This window comes from Pseudomonas sp. (assembly GCF_030696055.1).
Classification (GTDB): Bacteria; Pseudomonadota; Gammaproteobacteria; order Pseudomonadales; family Pseudomonadaceae; genus Aquipseudomonas.
In genome coordinates this window covers 1-23,075 of the sequence record NZ_JAUYNP010000214.1, presented here as the reverse complement: position 1 = coordinate 23,075, position 23,075 = coordinate 1, and the positions used below count along the sequence as shown (strand labels likewise).

Here is a 23,075-nt window from a genome sequence, read left to right as displayed (position 1 = left end):
AGCCGAAAAAGCGGAGTGTACGAGTAGTACATGAGCATTTTGAGGCTGATTTCAACGCAGCATGGCCGAGCGCAGTAATTTGTAAGCACCCTCTCAGACGGGGCGCGATTATACATGCCAGGCCCCGCCTCCTGCAGTGGGCATTTTCGACAGGGTGTAACCCGCCAATGAGCGAAATCAGCAGCCCGCGCCCGATTGCACCGACGCCCCCGAGCAGTCGCCCCAATGCCCTGGCCACCGACCTGGCGTTGAAGCTGCTGCAACCCATGGAAGGGCTGCTGGCCAGCGGTGAAAGCGCCAAGGCGGAAGTCATAGCGCTCAAGGAAGTGGCGCAGAGCTTTCAGGTGCTGCTCAAACTGACCCTGGAAAACGGCCGCCAGACCACCCTGCAAACCAGCAGCCCACGGCCCTTGGCCCAAGGCACCGCGCTGACGGTGACCGCCCTGTCGGACACCCAGCTGGCGGTGGTCCTCCAGGCTGGGACCAGCAAAGTCTTGACCAGCCTGGATCTCGAACAGCTGCCCATAGGCACCCTGCTGCAAGGCAAGGTGACGGCCCGCGAACAACTGGTGCAAGGCAAAGCCCAGCAGGTGATCTACAAGGTCGTGCTGAGCCTGCTCAATACCCCCCTGGCCGGCAGCAAGCTGGCCCTGGAAACCCCGCTACCGTTGCCGCTCGGCAGCCTGCTCAGCGCCCAGGTGCAGGGCAGCCAAGCGCTGAACTTCCTGCCTTTGAGCGGCCGCCTCGACCAACTGGTGCTGAGCCAGCAACTGGGCGCGCAACATGATCGCCAAGCCCCCCTGGAAGGGCTGTTCAAGGCCCTGCAAAGCCTGGGCGGCAAGGAGGCGTTGCCGGAAGGCCTACGCGGCAGCATCGACAAACTGTTTAATGCATTGCCCGATGTCGCCCAGCTCAGCACCCCCAAGGGCTTGAGCCAGGCCCTGGAAAACAGCGGCCTGCTGCTCGAAAGCAAGCTGCTCAGTGGCCAAAGCCATGCCCTGCCCAACGACCTGAAAGCCAACCTGCTGCGCCTGATCACCCAGCTGCTGCCCAACGCACCGACCGGCACGCCCCTGACCGCGGCCAATGCCGGTGCGGTACTGGCCCAGGCGCTGCCGGCACTGGCGCGCAACCTGCTGGGCAACCTCGGGCAGATCAGCAGCCGCCAGCAGGCGCTGAACTTCCCACTGCCTTCGCGCCTGTTGCAGGGAATGGACGGCGAAGCCGACCTGGAAACCCTGCTGAAACTGGCCGCTGCCGCGGTTTCGCGCCTGCAGACCCACCAACTCTCCAGCCTGGCGCAGAGCCAGGTCGGCCCGGACGGCAACCTGCTCACCACCTGGCAACTGGAGTTGCCGATGCGCAACCAGCAAGAACTGGTGCCCCTGCAGGTGAAGATCCAGCGCGACGAGAGCAACAAGCCAGACAAACCGGAGAAAAAGGAAACCCTGTGGAGGGTCGAACTGGCCTTCGATCTCGATCCCCTGGGCCCTTTGCAAGTGCAGGCCCAGCTGGCCCATGGCCGGCTGTCGAGCCAGCTGTGGGCCGAACGCAGCAGCACCGTCAGCCTGATCGACGCCGAACTGAACAACCTGCGCCAGCGCCTGAATGCCGTCGGCGTGCAGGTCGGCGAGCTGGCCTGCAGCCAAGGCACGCCGCCGCGCGGCCCGCGCACGACCCTCGAGCAACGCTGGGTGGATGAAACCGCATGAAGCAGAATCTGCCGCGCCAAGCCATAGCCCTGACCTACGATGGCCAGAATGCGCCCACGCTGAGCGCCAAAGGCGATGACGAGCTGGCCGAAGCGATACTGGCCATCGCCCGCGAGTATGCAGTGCCTATCTATGAAAACGCCGAACTGGTGCGCCTGCTGGCGCGCCTGGAACTGGGCGATGCGATTCCCGAGCAGCTGTACCGCTGCATCGCGGAAATCATCGCCTTTGCCTGGTACCTGAAGGGCAAGAGCCCGGCGGGTTCGGCCAGGGATAACGACATCACCCCGCCACTGCCGCTATTGGAAGGCCCGGCACGCTAAAGATGTGAGGCGACATAGCTGGGGGGATATTTTAGGAGCGTTGCAACTTGGCCTGCTGCATCTTGCTGACCAGTTCGGCCTCGGCCTTGCTCAGGCCGCAGGACTGGGTCAGGTCATCGACGCTGGCGCCCATGCCCGCCAACCGCGCCGCCTGGGTAAAGGACAGGCTGCTGGGGTCACGCTGCTCCATCTGGCTGAGCTTGTCCGGCAGCGGCGCGACTATGCGCCTCAGCTCGTGCAACTCGTCACCCATCTGAATGCTGCCGGCCAGGTAGGTATCCAGGCGCCGGCTGAGCTCCTTGAGCCGCCGATCGCGCACTGCATCCCGTTCAGCCTGCGCTTGCAGCGCCGCACGCTGCTGTTTGGCCAGCCACACGCAAGCGCCTATCAGCCCCAGACAGACCAGGGCCAGTACCGCCAGCAGGGCCTCGAGCATGGCTTAGATGCTCTCCAGCTCGGACCATTCTTCTTCGCTCATCATCTTGTCCAGTTCGACCAGAATCAGCAGCTCGCCGTTCTTGTTGCACACGCCCTGGATAAACTTGGCCGACTCGTCGTTACCGACGTTAGGCGCGGTTTCCACTTCGGATTGGCGCAGATAGACCACCTCGGCCACGCTGTCGACCAGGATGCCGATCACCTGCTTGTCCGCCTCGATGATCACGATACGGGTATTGTCCGTGACTTCACTGGAGTCCAGGCCGAAGCGCTGGCGCGTGTCGATCACTGTCACCACATTGCCGCGCAGATTGATGATGCCCAACACATAGCTCGGCGCACCCGGCACAGGGGCAATCTCGGTATAACGCAGGACTTCCTGCACCTGCATCACGTTGATGCCATAGGTTTCGTTGTCCAGGCGAAAGGTTACCCACTGCAGAATCGGATCTTCAGAACCTTGTGCAGAACTTTTCTTCATGTCCCTAGCCTCGTCATAAACCGCTCGCGGCGGCGATCGCGGGTGTATGCCCCGCTGTCATTACTATAGTTGCAAAGCCGCGCTCATCGCACAGCCAGAAATCACTCAATGTACCTTGCCTGAGGCCATGCGTTTAGCCGCGCCACTGGCAATCAACTCGGCCAGGGAGGCGATATCCAGCAAGGCGCACATATGCTCGATGACCGTACCCGCTAACCACGGCCGCTGGGTACGCTGGGTACGCCACTTGACCTCGTTGGGGTCGAGGCGAATCGAGCGGCTGACCTGATGCACCGCCAGCCCCCACTCGTAACCCTGCACGGAAATCACATACTGCAACCCTTCACGGAAATCATCGCGGTAGCGGTCGGGCATCACCCAGCGCGCGGTATCCAGCACCTTCAGGTTACCGGCCTGGCACGGCAGTATGCCGAGAAACCAGTCCGGCTGGCCAAATAATGGCGTGAGTTCCTGCCCGGCCAACGGGTAGATGGAACCCAGGCACACCAGCGGCACCGCCAGCGTCAGCCCGGCGACATCGAAGAGTAGGCATTCGAAGGCTTCCTGGGCCCATTCGGGGCGGCCGTCCAGGAGCACCCCGGGGACGACCAGCGCCTGTGGAGTCGCCTGGGCAACCTCGGCCACCACCTCAACCACCTCGGCCCTGGGCGCAAGCTGCGGCGCCGGCATTTCGATACTGGGCAACGGCCGCGGCACCGGCTCGGCCACGGGCTTGAGCGCTACCGCCTGGGGTACGCTGCGGGCATCGCGTACCTGCTCCTCGAGCACCGCTGCCTCGAACTCATCCAGGCTGATGCTATCGGCCAACTCGACCGCAGCCTCCTGCAGCAAGCCATCCAAGTAGGACTGCAGGGCCAGTTGCGAACGTGTAGCGGTGGCAAGGGGACGACTCATGGATACAACCCGTAAAAACAACCTGTCCAGACTATCGGCCGCGCTAGCGACAGACTTGAGCCTTTATCTTCAGCATAGCTGCTCATCTCAGGCGACCTGCGCGGCGGTCTGTTGCCCCAGCAAATGTTTGAGCAGCGCACGGTAGGCCAATACCCCGCGGCTATTGTTGTCGAACTGCGAAGGGGTCAAGCCGGCCCGGCTGGCGTCGCGCAAGCGCGTATCCACCGGGATATAGGCGGGCCACAGATGTTCGGGGTAACTATTGCGCAGCACCCGCAAGGTGCTCATGGAAGCCTGGGTGCGGCGGTCGAACAGGGTCGGCACTATGGTGTAGGGCAAGGCCTGCTGGCGCGAACGGTTGATCATCGCCAGGGTGCTGACCATGCGCTCCAGGCCTTTGACCGCGAGAAACTCGGTCTGCACCGGAATCACCAAGTGCTGGCTGGCCGCCAAGGCATTGACCATCAACACCCCGAGCAAGGGTGGGCTGTCGATCACCGCATGGTCGAAGTCCTGCCAGAGCTGCGCCAGGCTCTTGGCGATCACCAGGCCCAGGCCGCTTTGCCCCGGGGATTGGCGCTCCAGCGTGGCCAAGGCGGTGCTGGATGGCAGCAAGGCTATCCGCTCATTACTGGTCGGCAACAGCAGCTTTTGCGGCAGGCCAGACGGCACGCTGCCGTTATGCAGGAACAGGTCGAAACAGCTGCTTTCCAGCATATCGGGGTCATGGCCGAAGTAACTGGTCATGGACCCATGGGGATCGAGATCGACCACCACCACCCGCTTGCCGGCATCGGCCAACAGGCCTGCCAGGGCGATCGAGGTGGTGGTTTTACCGACTCCACCTTTTTGATTGGCTACTGCCCAGACTCTCATCTTCTTTATCCTCCCGGCACAGCTGCAGCCTGACCGAGAACGGGCGCCACCCTTATGGGGCTGGCGACGGGGGATTGACGGCACCCGCTTGCGGGGCCTGCGCTGCTGGCGCTGGTGCAGATTGCGTGCCAGCGCGTTGCAGGGCCGCATCGGGCTTGGCATGGGCACTGCCCACGCCGCTGACGCTGCGGCGCACATCGAGGTTGCGCGAAATTACCAAGACCACCCGACGATTGCGCCCCCGACCTTCAGCCGAGGCATTGTCCGCCACCGGCTGGAACTCGCCATAACCCACGGCCGCCAGGCGCCCGGGACTGACGCCATCCATGGCCAGCATACGCACGATACTCGCGGCCCGCGCAGTCGAAAGTTCCCAGTTGGTCGGGAACTGGGCGGTCTGGATCGGCAAGTTGTCGGTAAAGCCTTCGACATGAATGGGGTTTTCGTAAGGTGCCAAAATTTTGGCCACTTTCTCGATGATGTCGAACGCCGCCGCATTGGGTATCGCATCGCCACTGGTGAACAGCAGGCTGGAACTGAGCTCGATCTCGATCCACAACTCATTGCCGCTGACCCTGAGCTGCTCGGTCTGAATCAGTTCGCCAAAGGCCTCGCGAATGCTGCTGGCGATGCTGACCAGGGAATCCGCCGCCTGCTTAGGCTCCTCCTCTGCCACCGGACGATCCGGTTCGCTGGTGCGGGGCTTCTGCTCGCCTACCGGAATAGGCTTGATGGTGCGGTCCGGCTGGTTGAACACCCCGGTCAGGCTGTCCGAGAGAATCTTGTATTTACCTTCGTTGATCGAGGAAATCGAATACATGACCACAAAAAACGCGAACAGCAGGGTGATGAAGTCCGCGTAGGACACCAGCCAGCGCTCGTGATTCTCATGTTCTTCGTGATGACGCCTGCGGGCCATTCTGTGTCCCCATCAATCCATAAAGCCTTGCAGCTTCAGCTCGATGGAGCGCGGGTTCTCGCCTTCGGCGATGGACAGGACCCCTTCCAGCAACATTTCCCGGTAGCGCGATTGGCGCTGAGCGATGGCCTTGAGTTTGTTGCCTATGGGCAGCAACAGCAGGTTGGCAAAACCGACCCCATAAATAGTGGCGACAAAGGCCACGGCAATGCCGCTGCCGAGCAGGCTCGGGTCTGCCAGGTTGCCCATCACATGGATCAAGCCCATCACCGCACCAATGATGCCGATGGTCGGTGCATAGCCGCCCATGCTTTCGAACACCTTGGCGGCCTGGATATCGCGGCCTTCCTGGGTGTACAGATCGACCTCGAGAATGCTCCGAATGGCTTCGGGCTCTGCGCCATCGACCAGCAACTGCAAGCCTTTGCGCGCATAGGGGTCGGTTTCAGCATCGGCGACCGCTTCGAGGCCGAGCAGACCCTCCTTGCGCGCGGTCATGCTCCAGCCCACGACCCGGTTGATGCCGCCGGCCAAATCGATATGTGGCGGGAAAAAGATCCAACGGATAATGCTCAACGCGCGCTTGAATACAGCAACCGGCGCCTGCAGAAAGGCCGCGCCCAGGGTACCGCCAATCACTATCAAGGCTGCCGGGCCGTTGAGCAAAGCCGCAGCGTGGCCACCTTCCAGGTAATTGCCGCCCAAAATGGCGACAAAAGCCAGAATGACCCCGATAAAGCTCAGTACATCCATTTAAATGCAGGTCTCCGCCAGGTGCCTGCCGATTTCATCCAGCGGATAAATGCCATCGGCCAGATTGGCTTTGACTATGGCCATTGGCATGCCGTAGATCACGCAACTGGCCTCATCCTGTGCCCATACCTGGCTGCCGCTCTGCTTGAGCAAGCGCGCGCCCTCGCGGCCGTCCGCACCCATACCGGTGAGGACCACCGCCAGCACCTTGTCGTTGTAGGACTTGGCCACCGAGCCGAAGGTGATGTCGACACAGGGTTTGTAATTCAAACGTTCATCGCCCGGCAGGATTCTGACCACGCCACGGGCGTCGACCATCATCTGCTTGCCGCCCGGCGCCAACAACGCCAGGCCAGGACGCAGCACGTCGCCGTCCTCGGCTTCCTTGACGCTGATCCGACACAGCTTGTCCAGGCGCTCGGCAAAGGCCTTGGTAAAGGCTGCCGGCATATGCTGAATCAGCACTATGGGGGCCGGGAAATTCGAAGGCAGTTGAGTCAGGACACGCTGCAAAGCCACAGGGCCGCCCGTCGAGGTGCCAATGGCGACCAGTTTGTAGGCTTTACGCTTGGGCGCAGCGGCACTAACAGGAGCGGGACTGGGCGCAGCCGCAGGGCGGCTCAGCGTGCTAGGGCTGGTACCGGGACGTAGCGCAGGTTTGGCTGGTACGGCGGGCGCAGGCGCCACCACGGGTGGCGGGCTAAAACTGCGTCTGTTAGTGCGGGCGATGGTATGGATCTTCTCGCACAGCAACTGCTTGACCCGCTCGGGGTTACGCGAGATGTCCTCGAAGTTTTTCGGCAGGAAATCAACGGCACCCGCCTCCAGCGCATCGAGGGTGACCCGCGCCCCTTCATGAGTCAGCGAGGAGAACATCAACACCGGCGTCGGGCAGCGCTGCATGATGTTACGCACAGCCGTGATGCCATCCATCATCGGCATCTCGTAATCCATGGTGATCACGTCCGGCTTGAGCGCAAGGGCCTGATCAATGGCCTCGCGGCCGTTAGTGGCTGTACCAATCACCTGGATATTAGGGTCGGCCGACAGAATTTCCGAAACACGCCGACGAAAAAAACCGGAATCGTCAACCACCAACACCTTAACCAGCATAAACACTCCTAAACGGCCCGGCAGCAAACCGTGCCGCTAACTATCAGATGCGTCGAGCATAACGCTTGAGCATGCTCGGCACATCGAGAATCAAGGCAATACGCCCATCACCGGTAATGGTCGCGCCCGACATGCCCGGAGTGCCCTGGAGCATTTTCCCCAGCGGCTTGATCACCACCTCCTCCTGACCAACCAGTTGATCGACGACAAAGCCGATGCGTTGGCTGCCCACGGTGAGGATCACCACGTGGCCCTCGCCCTGCTCCACATGGGCCGCACTGCCGACCAGCCAGCGCTTGAGGTAGAACAATGGCAAGGCCTTATCGCGCACTATGACCACTTCCTGGCCGTCGACCACATTGGTCCGCGACAGGTCGAGGTGGAAAATCTCGTTGACGTTGACCAGCGGGAAGGCGAACGCCTGATTGCCCAGCATCACCATCAGGGTCGGCATGATGGCCAGGGTCAGCGGCACCTTAATCACTATCTTCGAGCCCTGGCCCTTGACCGAGAACACGTTGACCGTGCCGTTGAGCTGGGAAATCTTGGTTTTCACCACGTCCATGCCCACGCCACGGCCGGACACATCGGAAATCTCGGTCTTGGTCGAGAAGCCCGGGGCGAAGATCAGGTTGTAGCATTCAAACTCGTTGAGACGATCGGCGGCGTCCTTGTCCAGCAGGCCTTTCTCCACGGCCTTGGCGCGCAGCTGATCGGCATCCATGCCCTTGCCGTCATCGGAGATCGACAAGAGGATATGGTCGCCCTCCTGCTCAGCCGACAGCACCACCTTGCCGCCGCGCTGCTTGCCTGAAGCCTCGCGCTCTTCCGGGGTTTCAATGCCGTGGTCGACCGCGTTGCGCACCAAGTGCACCAAGGGGTCGGCCAGGGCTTCGACCAGGTTCTTGTCCAGATCGGTTTCTTCACCGACCAGCTCCAAAATGATCTCTTTCTTCAGGTTACGCGCCAGGTCCCGTACCAGCCGCGGGAAGCGGCCGAAGACCTTCTTGATCGGCTGCATGCGCGTCTTCATCACCGCGGTCTGCAAGTCCGCCGTCACCACATCCAGGTTGGATACGGCCTTGGACATGGCCTCGTCAGCGCTATTGGAGCCCAGGCGCACCAGACGGTTACGCACCAGCACCAACTCGCCGACCATATTCATGATCTCGTCCAGGCGTGCGGTGTCGACCCGCACTGTGGTTTCCGCCTCGCTGGGTGCTGCGACCTTATCCGCAGCGGCGGGCGCTGCCGGAGCCTCGGCTTTGGCGGCCGCTTTGGCTACCGGTTTGGCTACTGGCTTGGCTGCGGCAACCGGCTTGGCCGGCGCAGCCGCGGCAGGCGTACTGAGCGCCTCTGGCTCGACGAACTTGCCCTTGCCGTGCAGCTGATCGAGCAGCGCTTCGAACTCGTCATCGGTAATCTCATCGCCCGCCTTCGCCGCAGGCTCGGCTTGCGCAGCCGGTGCCGCGGCGGCAGCAGGAGCAGCGGGCGCAGCGAACTGGCCTTTACCGTGCAGTTGATCGAGTAAGGACTCGAATTCGTCGTCGGTAATTTCATCGCCACTGGCGGCGGCAGCTGGTGCAGCCGCCGCCGGGGCAGCGCTGGCGACGTCGGGTGCGGCGAACTGGCCTTTGCCATGCAGTTGATCGAGTAAGGATTCGAACTCGTCGTCGGTAATTTCATCGCTGCTGGCCGCGACAACTGCCGCACTCGGCGCCTCATCCAGGGCACCGAGCAACTGTTCGAACTCACTGTCGGTGATATCGGCAGCCACCGACTCCACCGGCGCAGGCTCAGGTTGCGCGGCCGGCGCAGGCGCAGGTTCCGCACCCGCCGGTTCGGCCAGACGAGCCAACGCCGCCAGCAACTCCGACGTCGCCGGTGTCAGGTCGGTGCGCTCACGCACCTCGGTAAACATGCTGTTGACTGCATCGAGTGCCTCCAGCACTACGTCCATCAACTCGGAGTCGACGCGCCGCTCCCCCTTGCGCAGGATGTCAAAGACGTTTTCTGCGATATGGCAGCATTCCACCAGCTCATTGAGCTGGAGAAAACCGGCGCCACCTTTGACGGTATGGAACCCGCGAAAAATAGCGTTGAGCAGATTCATGTCGTCCGGGCGGCTTTCCAGCTCGACCAACTGCTCGGACAATAATTCAAGAATCTCGCCGGCCTCTACCAGGAAGTCCTGGAGGATTTCTTCATCGGCGCCGAAGCTCATAGACGTGCTCCTAAAATCCTAGGCTGGAAAGCAGATCGTCGACATCATCCTGATTGGACGCGACATCTTCACGCTTATCGGCATGAATCTGCGGACCTTCACCACGGGAAGGCTCTTTTTGTTGTTCTTGTTCGGCACGTAACAGTTCGTGATTGTGCTCGATGCCGGCGATCTGATCGACCTGACTGGCCATCAGCACCAGTTTCAGCAGGTTGCTCTCGACCTCGGTGACCAGCTGGGTCACCCGCTTGATCACCTGCCCGGTGAGATCCTGGAAGTCCTGCGCCAGCAGAATGTCATTGAGATGTCCGGACAACTTGGCGCCATCACGCTCACTGCGGGCGAGAAACAACTCGATGCGCTTGGCCAACTCACGAAAACCATCGGCGCTCATCTCGCGCCGCATAAAACGCCCCCAGTCGGCGCCCAGGCTCTGGGCTTCGCCACTCAGGTCATTGACCAGGGGCGCGCTCTGCTCGACCAGATCCATGGTGCGATTGGCCGCTTTCTCGGTCATGGTCACCACATAGTTGAGGCGTTCGGTGGCATCGGTGATCTGCGAGACTTCAGTGGCGTGGGGCACACGCGGATCGAGCTGGAAGTTGACAATGGCGTTATGCAGCTCACGGGTCAGCTTGCCCACTTCGTGGTACAGGCCACGGTCGCGTGCCTTGTTGAGTTCATGAATAAGCTGCACCGCTTCGCCAAAGTTGCCTCTGTCCAGGCTATCCATCAATTGGCGAGCATTGTGTTTCAGGGTCGACTCAAGGTCATCCTGAGAGGAATCTTTATGTTCCATAGCACCCTCGTGGCAGACATCAGCCGTTGACCCGCTCGAAGATCTTTTCAATCTTCTCTTTCAGCACTTGGGCAGTGAAAGGTTTGACGACATAGCCGTTAACCCCTGCCTGCGCTGCCTCGATGATCTGATCGCGCTTGGCTTCAGCTGTCACCATCAATACCGGCAGCGTTTTCAGGCGTTCATCGGCGCGTACCGCGCGCAGCAAATCGATCCCAGTCATGCCGGGCATATTCCAGTCAGTCACCAGGAAATCGAAACTGCCGCTCTGCAACATCGGCAGCGCAGTGGTGCCGTCATCGGCTTCTGCAGTATTGGTGAACCCCAAATCACGCAGGAGGTTCTTGATGATCCGTCTCATCGTTGAAAAGTCATCAACGATGAGGATTTTCATATTCTTGTCCAAGTCGACCTCCGTACAGTCCCAAACGTATCCAGCACCTGGCTACGCCTTTAATCGTGAAACCGGCCTTGGCAGCACGCGGCAAAACTACTGCGTTCGCGAGGTTCTCCAGCTGCCTGCCAATGGCTCAGCGTGCGCGCCACTCGCCCAAACGTGCCCGTAAGCGGGCGGCGCACTGACTATGTAGCTGGCTAACGCGTGATTCGCTAACCCCCAGTACCTCGCCGATCTCCTTGAGATTCAATTCTTCATCGTAATATAGCGCTAACACCAGCCGCTCACGTTCCGGCAGGTTGGCGATGGCATCGGCCAAGGCCGCCTGAAAGCGTTCATCTTCCAGATCACGTGAAGGTTCGAGGTGATTGCCGGCGAGATCCTCACGCAACCCGCCCTGCTCGCCATCCTGCAACAGGTCGTCGAAACTGAATAAGCGGCTGCCCAAGGTGTCGCCAAGAATGCCGTAGTAATCCTCGAGACTCAATTGGAGTTCGGCCGCAACCTCTTGATCTTTAGCGTCTCGACCGGTTCTGGCCTCAATTATCCGGATCGCGTCGCTGACCATACGGCTGTTGCGATGCACCGAACGCGGCGCCCAATCCCCTTTGCGCACCTCATCGAGCATGGAACCGCGGATGCGGATGCCGGCGAATGTCTCGAAACTGGCGCCCTTGCTGGAGTCGTATTTTTTTGACGCCTCGAGCAGGCCGATCATGCCGGCCTGGATCAGGTCGTCCACCTGCACATTGGCCGGCAAGCGCGCCAGCAGGTGGTAGGCAATGCGTTTGACCAGGGGCGCATAGCGCTCGATCAACTGGTGCTGGGAATCCTGCGCCTGCGCCTTGCTATACATACGAAGTCCAGAGGCTGCTGTCATACAGCCGTGTCCGCGATCGGTTGCTGCACCAGACGTTCGACGAAAAACTCCAGGTGGCCGCGCGGGTTGGCTGGTAAGGGCCAGGCATCGACTTTCTGGGCTATCGCTTTGAACGCCAGCGCGCACTTCGAGCGCGGAAAAGCTTCATAAACCGCACGCTGTTTCTGTACGGCCTTGCGCACCGACTCGTCGTAAGGCACGGCGCCCACATATTGCAGGGCCACATCGAGAAAACGATCGGTGACTTTAGTCAGCTTAGCAAAGAGGTTACGACCTTCCTGCGGGCTGTGGGCCATATTGGCCAGTACCCGGAAACGGTTCATGCCATGGTCGCGGTTGAGCAGCTTGATCAGCGCGTAGGCGTCGGTAATCGAGGTCGGCTCGTCGCACACCACCACCAGCACTTCCTGGGCGGCGCGCACGAAACTGATCACGCCGTCACCGATACCGGCGGCGGTGTCGATGATCAGCACGTCGAGGTTGTCGCTGATATCGCTGAATGCCTGAATCAACCCGGCATGCTGCAGGGGGCTGAGCTGCACCATGCTCTGGATGCCGGAGGCCGCCGGCACTATGCGAATACCACCGGGTCCCTGCAGCAGCACGTCACGCAACTCGCATTCCCCGCTGATGACATTTTCCAGGGTGCGCTTGGCGCTCAAACCGAGCAGCACGTCGACGTTGGCCAAACCCAGGTCGGCGTCCATCAACATCACCCGCCGACCGAGATCGGCCAACGCCAGGGCCAGATTCACCGACACATTGGTCTTGCCGACGCCACCTTTGCCGCCGGTCACCGCGATCACCTGTACGGGATGCATTCCCATGTTATCTACACACCTTGTCTAACTTCGACTGGAGCCACGTGGCTGGCTGTGTTCTGTTCGCTGACGCAGACATGGCGCTCAACTGGCGCGACGCGTTGGCTGCTGATAGAGACCGGCGAACATCTCGGCCATCGTATCCTCACTCGGCTCTTGGTTGGCCTGCAGCCCTACGGCGCGGCTTACCAACTGATGACTGCGCGGTACGTGCAGGTCATCTGGAATGCGTGGTCCGTCTGTCAGATAGGCTACCGGTAGACGCTGGCTAATAGCCAGCCCTAAAACCTCGCCCAGGCTGGTGGCCTCATCCGCCTTGGTCAGGATGCAGCCAGACAAACCACAGCGCTTATAACTATGGTAGGCCGCTTTCAGCACTTGGCCCTGGCTGGTGGCCGCCATGACCAGATAATTCTTCGCGTTCACCCCACGGCTGGCCAGGGTTTCCAGCTGCATGCGCAACGCCGGATCATTGGCCGGCAAGCCGGCGCTATCGATCAACACCACGCGCTTGCGCGCCAGTGGCGCCAGCGCCTGGGTCAGCGACTGGCCGGGATCGACCAGGGTGACCGACACGTTGAGGATGCGCCCCAGGGTCTTCAGCTGTTCCTGGGCGCCGATGCGGTAGCTGTCCAGGCTGACCAGGGCGATATGCTGCGCGCCGTACTTGAGTACGTAACGCGCCGCCAGCTTGGCCAGGGTGGTGGTCTTGCCCATGCCTGCCGGCCCGACCAGGGCGATCACCCCGCCCTCCTCCATCGGCTCCTGCTGCGGCGTCTTGATCGCATGGGCCAGGTGCGCCAGCAGCATGCGCCAGGCCTGGCGCGGTTCGGCGATCTTGGCCACGCGCTCGAGCAGGGCTTTCGCCAGCTCGGCGGACAGCCCCATGCGCTGCAAGCGCCGCCACAGATTGGCCTGCTGCGGGCGACGGTTCTGCAACTGCCCCCAGGCGATGGAGCCCAGCTGCACTTCGATCAATTCACGCAGGCCATGCAGCTCGAAACGCATGGCGTCCAGGGCACGCTGATCGCTTGCCGCGGCCGGCGCCTGAGGTGGGCGCAAGGGCGCAGCCAGGCTGTCGAGCGGCAGGCTCGGGGCCGCGCCAAACAGTTGGCGATCCTTGCCCGCATCCACTTGCGCGCGGGTGGTCAGTTCGGCCTGGGCCGAGGCGATCTTCGCCTGGGTCTTGCGCAACTCGGCTTCCAGCGCCGGATTGGCCTGGCGGGCCGGCGCGGCCGGAATCTGGTAATCCAGGGCGGCAGTCAATTCGACACCGCCGGCAACCCGGCGATTACCGATGATCGAGGCATCGGCGCCCAGCTCATCGCGAACCAGTTTCATGGCGGTACGCATATCGGCGGCGAAAAAGCGTTTGACCTGCATGGCCTGTAACCTCGGTTAGTTCTGCCCCACAGTCGCAACTATGGTGACCTGCTTGTTATCCGGAATTTCCTGGTATGCCAGCACATGCATACTCGGAACCGCCAGCCGCGCGAAGCGCGAGAGCATCGCCCGGACCGGACCGGCCACCAGCAGTATCACCGGCTTGCCGAGCATTTCCTGGCGCTGCGCCGCTTCCACCAGGGAACGCTGCAGCTTCTCGGCCATGCCAGGCTCCAGGAGGATGCCATCCTCGGAGCCTTGACCGGCCTTCTGCAGACTGTTGAGCAATATCTGTTCCAACCTGGGCTCCAGGGTGATCACAGGCAGCTCCGGCTCTAGTCCCACAATGCTTTGCACTATGGCCCGAGCCAAGGCGACGCGCACCGCCGCCACCATCGCGGCGGGATCTTGACTCTTGCCGGCGACATTCGAGATGGCCTCGGCGATGCTGCGGATGTCCCGTACCGGCACCTGCTCCTGGAGCAAGGCCTGCAACACCTTGAGCAGGGTCGACAGCGACACCATGCCCGGCACCAGCTCTTCGGCCAGCTTGGGCGAGCTCTTGGCCAACAGCTGCAGCAGTTGCTGCACTTCCTCGTGACCGAGCAACTCATGGGCATGCTTGTGCAGCACCTGATTGAGGTGGGTGGCCACCACGGTGCTGGCGTCCACCACGGTATAACCGAGGGACTGCGCCTGATCGCGCTGATTCGGATCTATCCACACCGCCTCCAGGCCGAACGCCGGATCCTTGGCGGCGATGCCGTTGAGCGGGCCGAACACCTGACCGGGGTTGATCGCCAGCTCGCGCTCCGGGTACACCTCGGCCTCGGCCACGCTGACGCCCATCAGGGTCAGGCGGTAGGCATTGGGCTGCAGATCCAGGTTGTCGCGGATATGCACCGAGGGCATGAGGAAGCCCATCTCCTGGGACAGCTTCTTGCGCACCCCCTTGATCCGCGCCAGCAATTGCCCGCCCTGGTTGCGGTCGACCAGGGGGATCAGGCGGTAGCCGACCTCGAGGCCGACCATGTCCACCGGGGTGACGTCATCCCAGCCCAGCTCCTTGACCTCCTGGGCCTTCTGCGCCGGCAGCAGCTCCTGCTGCCGCTGCACTTCCTTGATCTCGTTCTCCTTCACCGCGCGCTGCTTGTTGGCTATCCAGTAGGCGGCAACGGCTGCGATCAGGCCCAGGCTGATAAAGGACAGGTGCGGCATGCCGGGCACCAGGCCCATGGTGATCATGATGGTCGCCGTCACGGCCAGGGCGCGCGGCGAGGCGAACATCTGCCGACTGACCTGGGCGCCCATGTCTTCCGAACTGGAAACCCGGGTGACCATGATGGCCGCGGCGGTGGACAGCAGCAGCGAAGGGATCTGCGCCACCAGGCCGTCACCTATGGTCAGCAGGGTGTAGATGCGCCCGGCATCGGCAAAGGCCAGATCGTGCTGCAGGGTGCCGATGGCGATACCGCCGATCAGGTTGATAAACAGGATCAACAGGCCGGCGACGGCGTCGCCGCGGACGAACTTGCTGGCACCGTCCATGGAGCCGTAGAAGTCGGCCTCCTGGGACACTTCGACACGGCGCCGTTTGGCCTCGCCCTGGTCGATCAGGCCGGCATTCAGGTCGGCGTCGATGGCCATCTGCTTACCGGGCATGGCGTCCAGGGTGAAACGCGCGCTGACTTCGGAAATCCGCCCGGCACCCTTGGTCACCACCACGAAGTTGATGATCATCAGGATGGCGAACACCACGATACCGACCACATAGCTGCCGCCGATCACCACTTCACCGAAGGCCTGGATCACCTTACCGGCCGCGTCGTGACCGTCCTGGCCATGCAGCAACACCACCCGCGTCGAGGCCACGTTGAGCGCCAGGCGCAGCAGCGTCGCCGCTAGCAGAATGGTCGGGAACACGGCGAAATCCAGCGGACGCAGGGCGTAGATGGCCACCAGCAGCACGACTATGGCCAGGGCGATGCTGAAGGTGAACAGCACATCGAGGAGGAACGGCGGGATCGGCAACATGACCATGCCGAGCATGACCAACAACAACAGCGGTATACCCAGATTGCCCTGGCGCAGCCCCGACAGGTTGCTGCGCGCATCACTGATCATTTGCGAGCGATCTATTGCCACTTCCCTACCCCAGCCCATTCAATCTTTTGACGCCGGTCGCGCCTTTGGGCAGGGTTTTGCAAGAAGCTGTCCAACTTTGCCTGTGCGGGGGATTAGCTGTAGGGCGGGTGCAACCCGCCAACCACTATAACGGCGGGTTACACCCGCCCTACCCGCCCCGACCTTTATTCGTCGCGGCGCAGATCCGGCGGAATCGGCAAGTCCGGCAGCGGTGCCGGGCGCTTGCCCTTGCCGGCCTGGTACTGGCGCAGCTGGTAGACATAGGCCAGCACCTGGGCGATGGCCAGGTACAGGCCGGCGGGAATTTCCTGATCCAGTTCGGTGGAATAGAACACCGCCCGCGCCAGGGCCGGCGACTCCAGCACCATGACCCGGTGCTCGTTGGCGATTTCGCGAATCTTCAGCGCGAGGAAGTCGCCACCCTTGGCCAGCAGCACCGGCGCACTGCCCTTGGCCGGGTCGTACTTGAGCGCCACGGCGAAGTGGGTCGGGTTGGTGATCACCACATCGGCCTCGGGCACCGCCTGCATCATGCGCCGCTCTGCCATCTCGCGCTGCAGCTGACGGATACGTTGCTTGACCTCGGGTTTGCCTTCGCTGTCCTTGTATTCGTCGCGCACTTCCTGCTTGGTCATCATCAGCTTCTGCCGATTGCTCCATAACTGGAACGGCACATCGACGGCGGCGATCAGGATCAAGCCGCAGGACATCCACAACGCGCTCCAACCGACCACAATGGCGGCGTGCATGATGGCCGACTCTAGCGGCTCATGGGCGATGGCCAGCAGGTCATCCTGCCAGGCCGACAGCACGACGATGCCCACCAGCAGAACAAGGGTGAATTTGGCCAGGGCCTTGAGTAGCTCGACCAATGCCTGGAGCGAAAACATGCGCTTGAGCCCCGCCAACGGGTTCATTCGGCTGAACTTGGGGGCCATGGCCTCGGCCGAGAACAACCAGCCGCCCAGGGCGATAGGCCCGACTATGGCCGCGACCAGTAGCAGCACAAACAGCGGAAACAGGGCCTCCAGGGCCATCTGCCCGGAGGCGGCCAGCCACAGCGCCATGCTGCGCTCATCCATGATCACTTCGCGCGGCAGGGCAAAGTTGCCACGCATGATATTCAGCATGGCGTTGCCCAGGCTGCCGCCAAAGGCCAGCAAGCCACCGAAGCCTCCGAGGGTCACCGCCAGGGTGTTGAGTTCCTTGGAACGGGCGATCTGGCCCTTCTCACGGGATTCGCGCAGGCGTTTCTCCGTGGGCTCCTCACTTTTGTCGGCACCGCTTTCGGATTCGGCCATGGCTTAACCTCAGCTCGCCCGCGCCATGTCGCGCAGCATGTGCAAGGCCTCGCTGGCGAACACCTGGTACTGGGCCAGGATATCGGCCATGCCGATCCAGACGATCACCAGGCCCAGCACCAGGGTCAGCGGAAAGCCAATGGAGAAGATGTTCAACTGCGGCGCCGCGCGGGTCATCACCCCGAACGCCAGGTTGACCACCAGCAAGGCGGTGATCGCCGGCAGCACCAGGAGCAAGGCCGCGCCCAGCACCCAGCTCAGCTTGGTGACAATTTCCCAATAGCTGTCGACCAGAAAGCCGCCACCCACCGGCAGGGTGAAGAAGCTTTCCGCCAACACCTCGAACACCACCAGATGGCCATTCATGGCGAGAAACAGCAGGGTCACCAGGATCATAAAGACCTGGCCGATCACCGGCACCGAGATGCCGTTGGCCGGGTCGACCATGGAGGCGAAGCCCAAGCCCATCTGCATGGCGACTATCTGCCCGGCAATCGCAAAAACCTGGAAGAACAGCTGCAAGGTGAAGCCCAGCATCACCCCGATCAGGATCTCCTGGGCGATCCAGATAAAGGCCTGCAGGCTGATGGCATCGACCTGGGGCATGGCCGGCAGGGTCGGCATCAGCACCACGCAGATGGCCAACGCCAAGTACAGGCGCACCCGCGCCGAGACCAGCTGGGTGCCGACGATCGGCATAAACATCAGCAGCGCGGTGATGCGAAACAGCGGCAGGACAAAACTGCCGACCCAGGCACCGATCTGCGCTTCGCTTAGCTCAAGCATGCGCAAGTCCGTAAAGAAGGCTCGCAGATGCGCCAGGAACGCATCTGCACGAGTGGCTATCGGTGCACTCAATGGGCTTATTCATGAACGTTCAGCCGATCAACATCGGGATATTCATGATCAGGTTCTCGGTGTACTCCATCAGCTCACGCACCAGCCAGGGACCGGCGAAGATCAGGCTGAGCAGGATGACCAACAGACGCGGGAGGAAGCTCAGGGTCTGTTCGTTGATCTGGGTCGCGGCCTGGAACATGGCCACCAGCAAGCCGACTATCAGGCTGGGCACCACCAGGATCGCCACTATGGTGGCCGTCAGCCACAACGCATCGCGCAGCAGGTCGACCGCTATCTCAGGGGTCATGCCTAGGTTCCTCCGAAGCTGGCGGCCAGGGTACCCATGATCAGTGCCCAGCCATCGATCAGGACGAACAGCATGATCTTGAACGGCAGGGAAATGATCAGTGGCGAGAGCATCATCATGCCCATGGCCATCAGGATGCTCGCCACCACCAGGTCGATGATCAGAAACGGAATAAAGATCATAAAGCCGATCTGGAACGCGGTTTTCAGCTCGGAGGTGACAAAGGCCGGCACCAGAATGGTCAAGGGCGCCTGTTCCGGGCTGGCGATGTCGGTGCGCTTGGACAAGCGCATAAACAGCTCAAGATCGCTCTCGCGGGTCTGCGCCAGCATAAAGTTCTTGATCGGCACCTCGGCCTTGGTGATGGCCTCTTGCGCCGGCATCTGCTCGTTCAGATAGGGCTGCAGCGCGTCGCGGTTAATCTGCTCGAACACCGGGGCCATGATGAACATGGTCAGAAACAGCGCCAAACCGACGAGAATCTGGTTGGACGGTGTCTGCTGCAGGCCCAGGGCCTGCCGCAGAATGGAGAAGACGATGATGATGCGGGTAAAGCTGGTCATCAGCATGACGAAGGCCGGGATAAAGCTCAGCGCCGTCATGATCAGCAGAATCTGCAGGCTGACCGAATACTCCTGCTGACCGGCCGTATCGGTGCTCAGGGTGATGGCCGGAATCGACAAGGGATTGCCGCCCTGCTGAATCAGCGAGCTGCCGGCCGGCGGATCTTCGGCAAAAGCCAGCGAGGCGCCCAGGCTTAGGACCAGCACCAGCAACAAACGCAACATCAGGATTTGTCCTTCTGATCCTTGCCCAACAGTTCCATCAGGCGTTGGGCAAACTCGGCCGAGGCGGGCTCGGCATCGGGGAAATGCACGGGCTCGGCCATCACATGCAGCGAGGTGATGGTGCCCGGGGTCAGGCCCAACAGAATCTGCTCGCCGCCCACCTGCACCAGGATCAGCCGGTCACGGGGCCCCAGGGCCTGGGTCGCGACTATCTTGATCACCTGGCCGCCACGCGGAACTATCTGCTGCACCCGGCGCAGCAGCCAGGCCAACAGGAAGATCACCCCGATCACCAGCAGCAGCCCGAGCAGCAGCTGCACCAACTGCCCGCCCATGGCGGAGCCGGCCAGCGGCGCACTGGCTTGCGCCGCGGGCTCGGCGGCGATGGCGCTGAGGGGCAAGAACAGCCCCGGCAAAATGAATTTAGCCATGCTTAGCGCAGCTTCTTGATGCGTTCGCTGGGGCTGATCACGTCGGTGAGGCGGATGCCGAACTTCTCGTTCACCACCACCACCTCGCCATGGGCGATCAGGGTGCCGTTGACCAGCACATCCAGCGGTTCGCCGGCCAGGCGATCGAGTTCGATCACCGAGCCCTGGTTGAGTTGCAGCAGGTTGCGGATGGTGATGTCGGTGTTGCCCACCTCCATGGAGATCGACACCGGGATATCCAGGATCACATCCAGATTCGGCCCCTCCAGATTGACCGGCAGGTTCATCTTCGGCGCGCTGGCGAACTCCTCCATGGTGGCGCGCGGCGCAGCAGGCGCCGTATTGCTCGCCGCCAGCATGGCATCTATATCGTCCTGGCCGGCATCGCCAGCTTCGGACAGGGCCGCAGCCCATTCATCGGCGAGCGCCTGCTCCTCGGGAGAGGTGGCTTCGTTGTCGTTTTCGTCGGCCATCGTGGGTCCTCGGCTGGCGGTAAAAAAGGGGGGGCTAAGGGTTAACGCTGGCGATCTATGGGCCCGAGTACCTGCAAGGCCAGGTTGCCCTTGTGGGCGCCCAGCTTGACCTTGAACGAGGGCACGCCGTTGGCGCAGAGCACCACGTCTTCCGGCAGTTCCACCGGAATCACATCACCCGGTTGCATATGCAGAATGTCGCGCAGCCGCAACTGACGCCGGGCGACCGTGACCCCCAGGGGCACACTGACGTCGAGGACGTCCTCGCGCAGCGCCTTGATCCAGCGCTCGTCCTGATCGTCGATGTCGGACTGGAAGCCGGCATCGAGCATTTCGCGAATCGGCTCGATCATCGAATAGGGCATGGTGATGTGCAGGTCGCCGCCACCGCCGTCCAGTTCGATATGGAAGGTGGACACCACTATCACCTCGCTGGGGCTGACGATGTTGGCCAGCGCCGGGTTCACTTCCGAGTTGACGTACTCGAAGTTGATGTCCATCACCGCGTGCCAGGCCTCCTTCAGATCGACGAAGGCCTGGTCCAGCACCATGCGCACCACCCGCAACTCGGTCGGGGTGAACTCACGGCCTTCGATCTTGGCGTGACGGCCCTCGCCGCCGAAGAAGTTGTCCACCAGCTTGAACACCAGCTTGGCGTCGAGGATAAACAGGCCGGTGCCGCGCAACGGCTTCATCTTCACCAGGTTGAGGCTGGTCGGCACATACAGCGAATGCACGTACTCGCCGAACTTCATCACCTGCACGCCGCCCACGGCCACATCGGCGGAGCGGCGCAGCAGGTTGAACATGCTGATGCGGGTATAGCGGGCGAAGCGCTCGTTGATCATTTCCAGGGTCGGCATGCGTCCGCGAACGATGCGATCCTGGCTGGTCAGGTCATATTGCTTGACGCTACCGGGTTCCGCCTCTTCTTCGGTGTCGACCAGGCCGTCATCGACGCCATGCAGCAGGGCATCGATTTCATCCTGGGAAAGCAGGTCTTGCACAGCCATCTTCGGCTCCCGGTTACTGCAATACGATGTTGGTGAACAACACTTGCTCGACGGTCGGCTTGCCGGTTTCCTTCTCGGCCAGTTCCTGCACGCTGGCGGTGGCTTGCTGGCGCAGCATCTCCTTGCCCACCGGGGTCATCAGGGCGGCGAAGTCCTGACCGGAGAACAGCATCACCAGGCGGTTGCGCAGCACCGGCATATGCACCTTGAGGGCGTCCAGGGCGACCTGGTCACGCACCATCAGGGCCACACTGACCTGCATATAGCGCGCCCGGCCCTGATGTTTGAAGTTGACCACAAAGGCCGGCACCAGCTCCTCGTAAATCGCCGCTTGCTTGACCGGCACCGCAGGCTCCGCCGCGGCATGCGCCTCGGCCTCGGCGGCGCCGTCGCTCTTGTGCAGGAAGAACCAGGTGCCGCCCACCGACAAGCCCACGGCCAGCAGCACGACCACGACTATCAGGATAATCAGTTTCATCTTGCCGGCCGGTTTAGCATCGGCGCTTGCCGGCTCTTGCGGCGCTTCTTTCTTAGCCATGCCAATAATCCGTCACTATTCGGAGTCTTATCCGTTTTCAAAGGGTTAAGAGCAAGTGTTATGCCAGTCTGTCGACAAACCCGCCCACTGCGGGCCGCCAAGTACCCTGGCTATTGCTGCGGACACCTGCAGCGCCCATAGCTCGCCCCAAACGAAATCGCCCGACTCCCACGAATGGGAGTCGGGCGAAATAGAGTTTAGATCAGTGCGCTCGGCAACTACAGCGGCACGCGCCTCAGGCGTAGTAATCGACCAGACCGCGCGCAGCGGTCAGCGGACCACGGGCCACCTCGATTGCACCTGGGCGCGCCTCATCATCGCTGGCGAGCAGCGGGTTAGCCGCGCCCCCGCGCCCCTTGCCCTCGCCGTCCTGGCCCTGGCCCTGCCAACCGCGGTTGAGCGACTGATCGGAGACATTCACATCCAGCAGGTTCATGCCTTGCTGGGCGAACAGCTCACGCAGCCGGTGCATCTGCGCATCCAAGGCATCGCGTACGCCGGCGTGGGGGCTGGCGAAGGTCACCTGAGTCTGCTCCTGATTGACGCTGATGCGCACCTCCAAACGCCCCAGTTCGGCCGGATCCAGCTGGATCTCCGCCGACTTGAGGTTCTGGCTGGACATCACCATCACCCGGTCAACCACCGCCTCGCTCCAGCCGCCCTGCTGCATGGGCACCGGCTGACCGGCCAGCACCGGGGCCCGCGCCGCCAGGGACTGCTGCTGGCCAAGCGCCTGGCTCAAGGCATTGAGTTTGCTGACGAAATTTTCCGGCGGCGTCTGCGCCGAGCTTTCCTTGAATGCTTCCAGGCCTGCGGCGCTCAAGGACTCCAGCTGCAGATCGGGCAACTGCAACGAATCGCCTTCTACTGGCTGCGCTTCTTCCAGCAAGCGGCTGGCGAGCATGCTCTGCCCCGGACTCTGGCCGGCGTTCTGCGCGGCCGGATTGAGCTGGTCGTGCAGCGTGGCATGGTCAACCTTGGCGTTTTCCTTGGCACCCATTTGCAACGCCATGCGCACCGCCGGCAGCTGGTTCAGCGCATCCAGCTCGGGGTCGAAGCTGGCCTCGGTCAGGCTGGCCGGGCCTGAACTGGTCAGGCTGGCCGAGCTGATCAATAACGGCTCCGGCTCTGCCGTAAGCTCCAGCTCTGTATCTGCCAGCTCTGTATCTGCCAGATCTGCCAGATCAGCCAGCTCGGACTCGCCC

25 protein-coding genes are annotated in these 23,075 nt (G+C 62.1%); 2 read left to right on the top strand and 23 right to left on the bottom strand.

Features of this window, described 5'->3' with window-relative positions; translation table 11 throughout:
• Positions 1-167 precede the first annotated feature (167 nt).
• On the top strand, positions 168-1,712 hold the full coding sequence (locus Q8Q83_RS12350) for a flagellar hook-length control protein FliK (protein ID WP_305624122.1): 1,545 nt from the start codon (positions 168-170) through the stop codon (positions 1,710-1,712).
• Positions 1,709-2,035, top strand: coding sequence for an EscU/YscU/HrcU family type III secretion system export apparatus switch protein (locus Q8Q83_RS12345; protein WP_305624120.1), 327 nt, complete (start codon positions 1,709-1,711; stop codon positions 2,033-2,035). Before Q8Q83_RS12350 ends, Q8Q83_RS12345 begins: the two co-directional genes overlap by 4 nt.
• 31 nt (positions 2,036-2,066) lie before the next feature.
• Here Q8Q83_RS12345 and Q8Q83_RS12340 read toward each other — a convergent pair whose 3' ends face one another.
• From Q8Q83_RS12340 to Q8Q83_RS12230, 23 genes are all read right to left on the bottom strand, one after another.
• The gene (locus Q8Q83_RS12340; protein WP_305624118.1) at positions 2,067-2,471 is read right to left on the bottom strand and encodes a DUF2802 domain-containing protein; all 405 of its coding nucleotides are present in this window, start codon (positions 2,469-2,471) and stop codon (positions 2,067-2,069) included.
• A gap of 3 nt (positions 2,472-2,474) precedes the next feature.
• Complete coding sequence (locus Q8Q83_RS12335) at positions 2,475-2,954, bottom strand: chemotaxis protein CheW (protein ID WP_108490500.1); 480 nt, start codon at positions 2,952-2,954, stop codon at positions 2,475-2,477.
• A gap of 105 nt (positions 2,955-3,059) precedes the next feature.
• Complete coding sequence (locus Q8Q83_RS12330) at positions 3,060-3,869, bottom strand: CheW domain-containing protein (protein ID WP_305624116.1); 810 nt, start codon at positions 3,867-3,869, stop codon at positions 3,060-3,062.
• Positions 3,870-3,956: 87 nt separating this feature from the next.
• Positions 3,957-4,745, bottom strand: a complete 789-nt coding sequence (locus Q8Q83_RS12325) for a ParA family protein (protein WP_305624114.1) — start codon at positions 4,743-4,745, stop codon at positions 3,957-3,959.
• Positions 4,746-4,797: 52 nt separating this feature from the next.
• Positions 4,798-5,664: a flagellar motor protein MotD gene (gene motD, locus Q8Q83_RS12320; RefSeq protein ID WP_305624112.1), complete on the bottom strand. Its 867-nt coding sequence runs from the start codon at positions 5,662-5,664 to the stop codon at positions 4,798-4,800.
• 12 nt (positions 5,665-5,676) lie between these two features.
• The gene (locus Q8Q83_RS12315) at positions 5,677-6,417 is read right to left on the bottom strand and encodes a flagellar motor protein (protein WP_305624111.1); all 741 of its coding nucleotides are present in this window, start codon (positions 6,415-6,417) and stop codon (positions 5,677-5,679) included.
• On the bottom strand, positions 6,418-7,530 hold the full coding sequence (locus tag Q8Q83_RS12310; RefSeq protein ID WP_305624110.1) for a chemotaxis response regulator protein-glutamate methylesterase: 1,113 nt from the start codon (positions 7,528-7,530) through the stop codon (positions 6,418-6,420).
• A gap of 43 nt (positions 7,531-7,573) precedes the next feature.
• Positions 7,574-9,754: a chemotaxis protein CheA gene (locus Q8Q83_RS12305; RefSeq protein WP_305624108.1), complete on the bottom strand. Its 2,181-nt coding sequence runs from the start codon at positions 9,752-9,754 to the stop codon at positions 7,574-7,576.
• Positions 9,755-9,764: 10 nt separating this feature from the next.
• Complete coding sequence (locus Q8Q83_RS12300) at positions 9,765-10,553, bottom strand: protein phosphatase CheZ (RefSeq protein WP_305624106.1); 789 nt, start codon at positions 10,551-10,553, stop codon at positions 9,765-9,767.
• A 19-nt stretch (positions 10,554-10,572) separates the two neighbouring features.
• Positions 10,573-10,947: a chemotaxis response regulator CheY gene (locus tag Q8Q83_RS12295; protein WP_178113450.1), complete on the bottom strand. Its 375-nt coding sequence runs from the start codon at positions 10,945-10,947 to the stop codon at positions 10,573-10,575.
• 136 nt (positions 10,948-11,083) lie between these two features.
• On the bottom strand, positions 11,084-11,830 hold the full coding sequence (gene fliA / locus Q8Q83_RS12290; protein ID WP_305624103.1) for an RNA polymerase sigma factor FliA: 747 nt from the start codon (positions 11,828-11,830) through the stop codon (positions 11,084-11,086).
• On the bottom strand, positions 11,827-12,657 hold the full coding sequence (gene fleN / locus Q8Q83_RS12285) for a flagellar synthesis regulator FleN (protein ID WP_305624101.1): 831 nt from the start codon (positions 12,655-12,657) through the stop codon (positions 11,827-11,829). The genes fliA and fleN overlap by 4 nt, the downstream gene beginning before the upstream one ends.
• Before the next feature lie 78 nt (positions 12,658-12,735).
• The gene (flhF, locus tag Q8Q83_RS12280) at positions 12,736-14,034 is read right to left on the bottom strand and encodes a flagellar biosynthesis protein FlhF (RefSeq protein ID WP_305624100.1); all 1,299 of its coding nucleotides are present in this window, start codon (positions 14,032-14,034) and stop codon (positions 12,736-12,738) included.
• A 15-nt stretch (positions 14,035-14,049) separates the two neighbouring features.
• Positions 14,050-16,173 carry a flagellar biosynthesis protein FlhA gene (gene flhA / locus Q8Q83_RS12275; protein WP_305624124.1) on the bottom strand — a complete coding sequence of 708 codons (2,124 nt, stop codon included), beginning with the start codon at positions 16,171-16,173 and terminating at the stop codon, positions 14,050-14,052.
• A gap of 170 nt (positions 16,174-16,343) precedes the next feature.
• Positions 16,344-17,480, bottom strand: a complete 1,137-nt coding sequence (gene flhB / locus Q8Q83_RS12270; RefSeq protein ID WP_305624098.1) for a flagellar biosynthesis protein FlhB — start codon at positions 17,478-17,480, stop codon at positions 16,344-16,346.
• Between the two features lie 9 nt (positions 17,481-17,489).
• Positions 17,490-18,266 (bottom strand): flagellar biosynthetic protein FliR, encoded by a 777-nt coding sequence (fliR, locus tag Q8Q83_RS12265; RefSeq protein ID WP_305624097.1) that lies wholly within the window; start codon positions 18,264-18,266, stop codon positions 17,490-17,492.
• A gap of 91 nt (positions 18,267-18,357) precedes the next feature.
• The gene (fliQ, locus tag Q8Q83_RS12260) at positions 18,358-18,627 is read right to left on the bottom strand and encodes a flagellar biosynthesis protein FliQ (RefSeq protein WP_305624095.1); all 270 of its coding nucleotides are present in this window, start codon (positions 18,625-18,627) and stop codon (positions 18,358-18,360) included.
• A 2-nt stretch (positions 18,628-18,629) separates the two neighbouring features.
• Entirely contained in the window at positions 18,630-19,415 is a 786-nt protein-coding gene (gene fliP, locus Q8Q83_RS12255) for a flagellar type III secretion system pore protein FliP (RefSeq protein WP_305624093.1), read from the bottom strand.
• Positions 19,415-19,846 carry a flagellar biosynthetic protein FliO gene (fliO, locus tag Q8Q83_RS12250; protein ID WP_305624091.1) on the bottom strand — a complete coding sequence of 144 codons (432 nt, stop codon included), beginning with the start codon at positions 19,844-19,846 and terminating at the stop codon, positions 19,415-19,417. Before fliO ends, fliP begins: the two co-directional genes overlap by 1 nt.
• A gap of 2 nt (positions 19,847-19,848) precedes the next feature.
• Positions 19,849-20,319 (bottom strand): flagellar motor switch protein FliN, encoded by a 471-nt coding sequence (gene fliN, locus Q8Q83_RS12245; RefSeq protein ID WP_305624089.1) that lies wholly within the window; start codon positions 20,317-20,319, stop codon positions 19,849-19,851.
• A gap of 41 nt (positions 20,320-20,360) precedes the next feature.
• Complete coding sequence (gene fliM / locus Q8Q83_RS12240; protein WP_305624087.1) at positions 20,361-21,332, bottom strand: flagellar motor switch protein FliM; 972 nt, start codon at positions 21,330-21,332, stop codon at positions 20,361-20,363.
• A gap of 13 nt (positions 21,333-21,345) precedes the next feature.
• On the bottom strand, positions 21,346-21,870 hold the full coding sequence (gene fliL, locus Q8Q83_RS12235; RefSeq protein ID WP_305624085.1) for a flagellar basal body-associated protein FliL: 525 nt from the start codon (positions 21,868-21,870) through the stop codon (positions 21,346-21,348).
• Between the two features lie 235 nt (positions 21,871-22,105).
• Positions 22,106-23,075: flagellar hook-length control protein FliK (locus Q8Q83_RS12230; RefSeq protein WP_305624083.1), on the bottom strand; the 970-nt coding region annotated here is incomplete at its 5' end.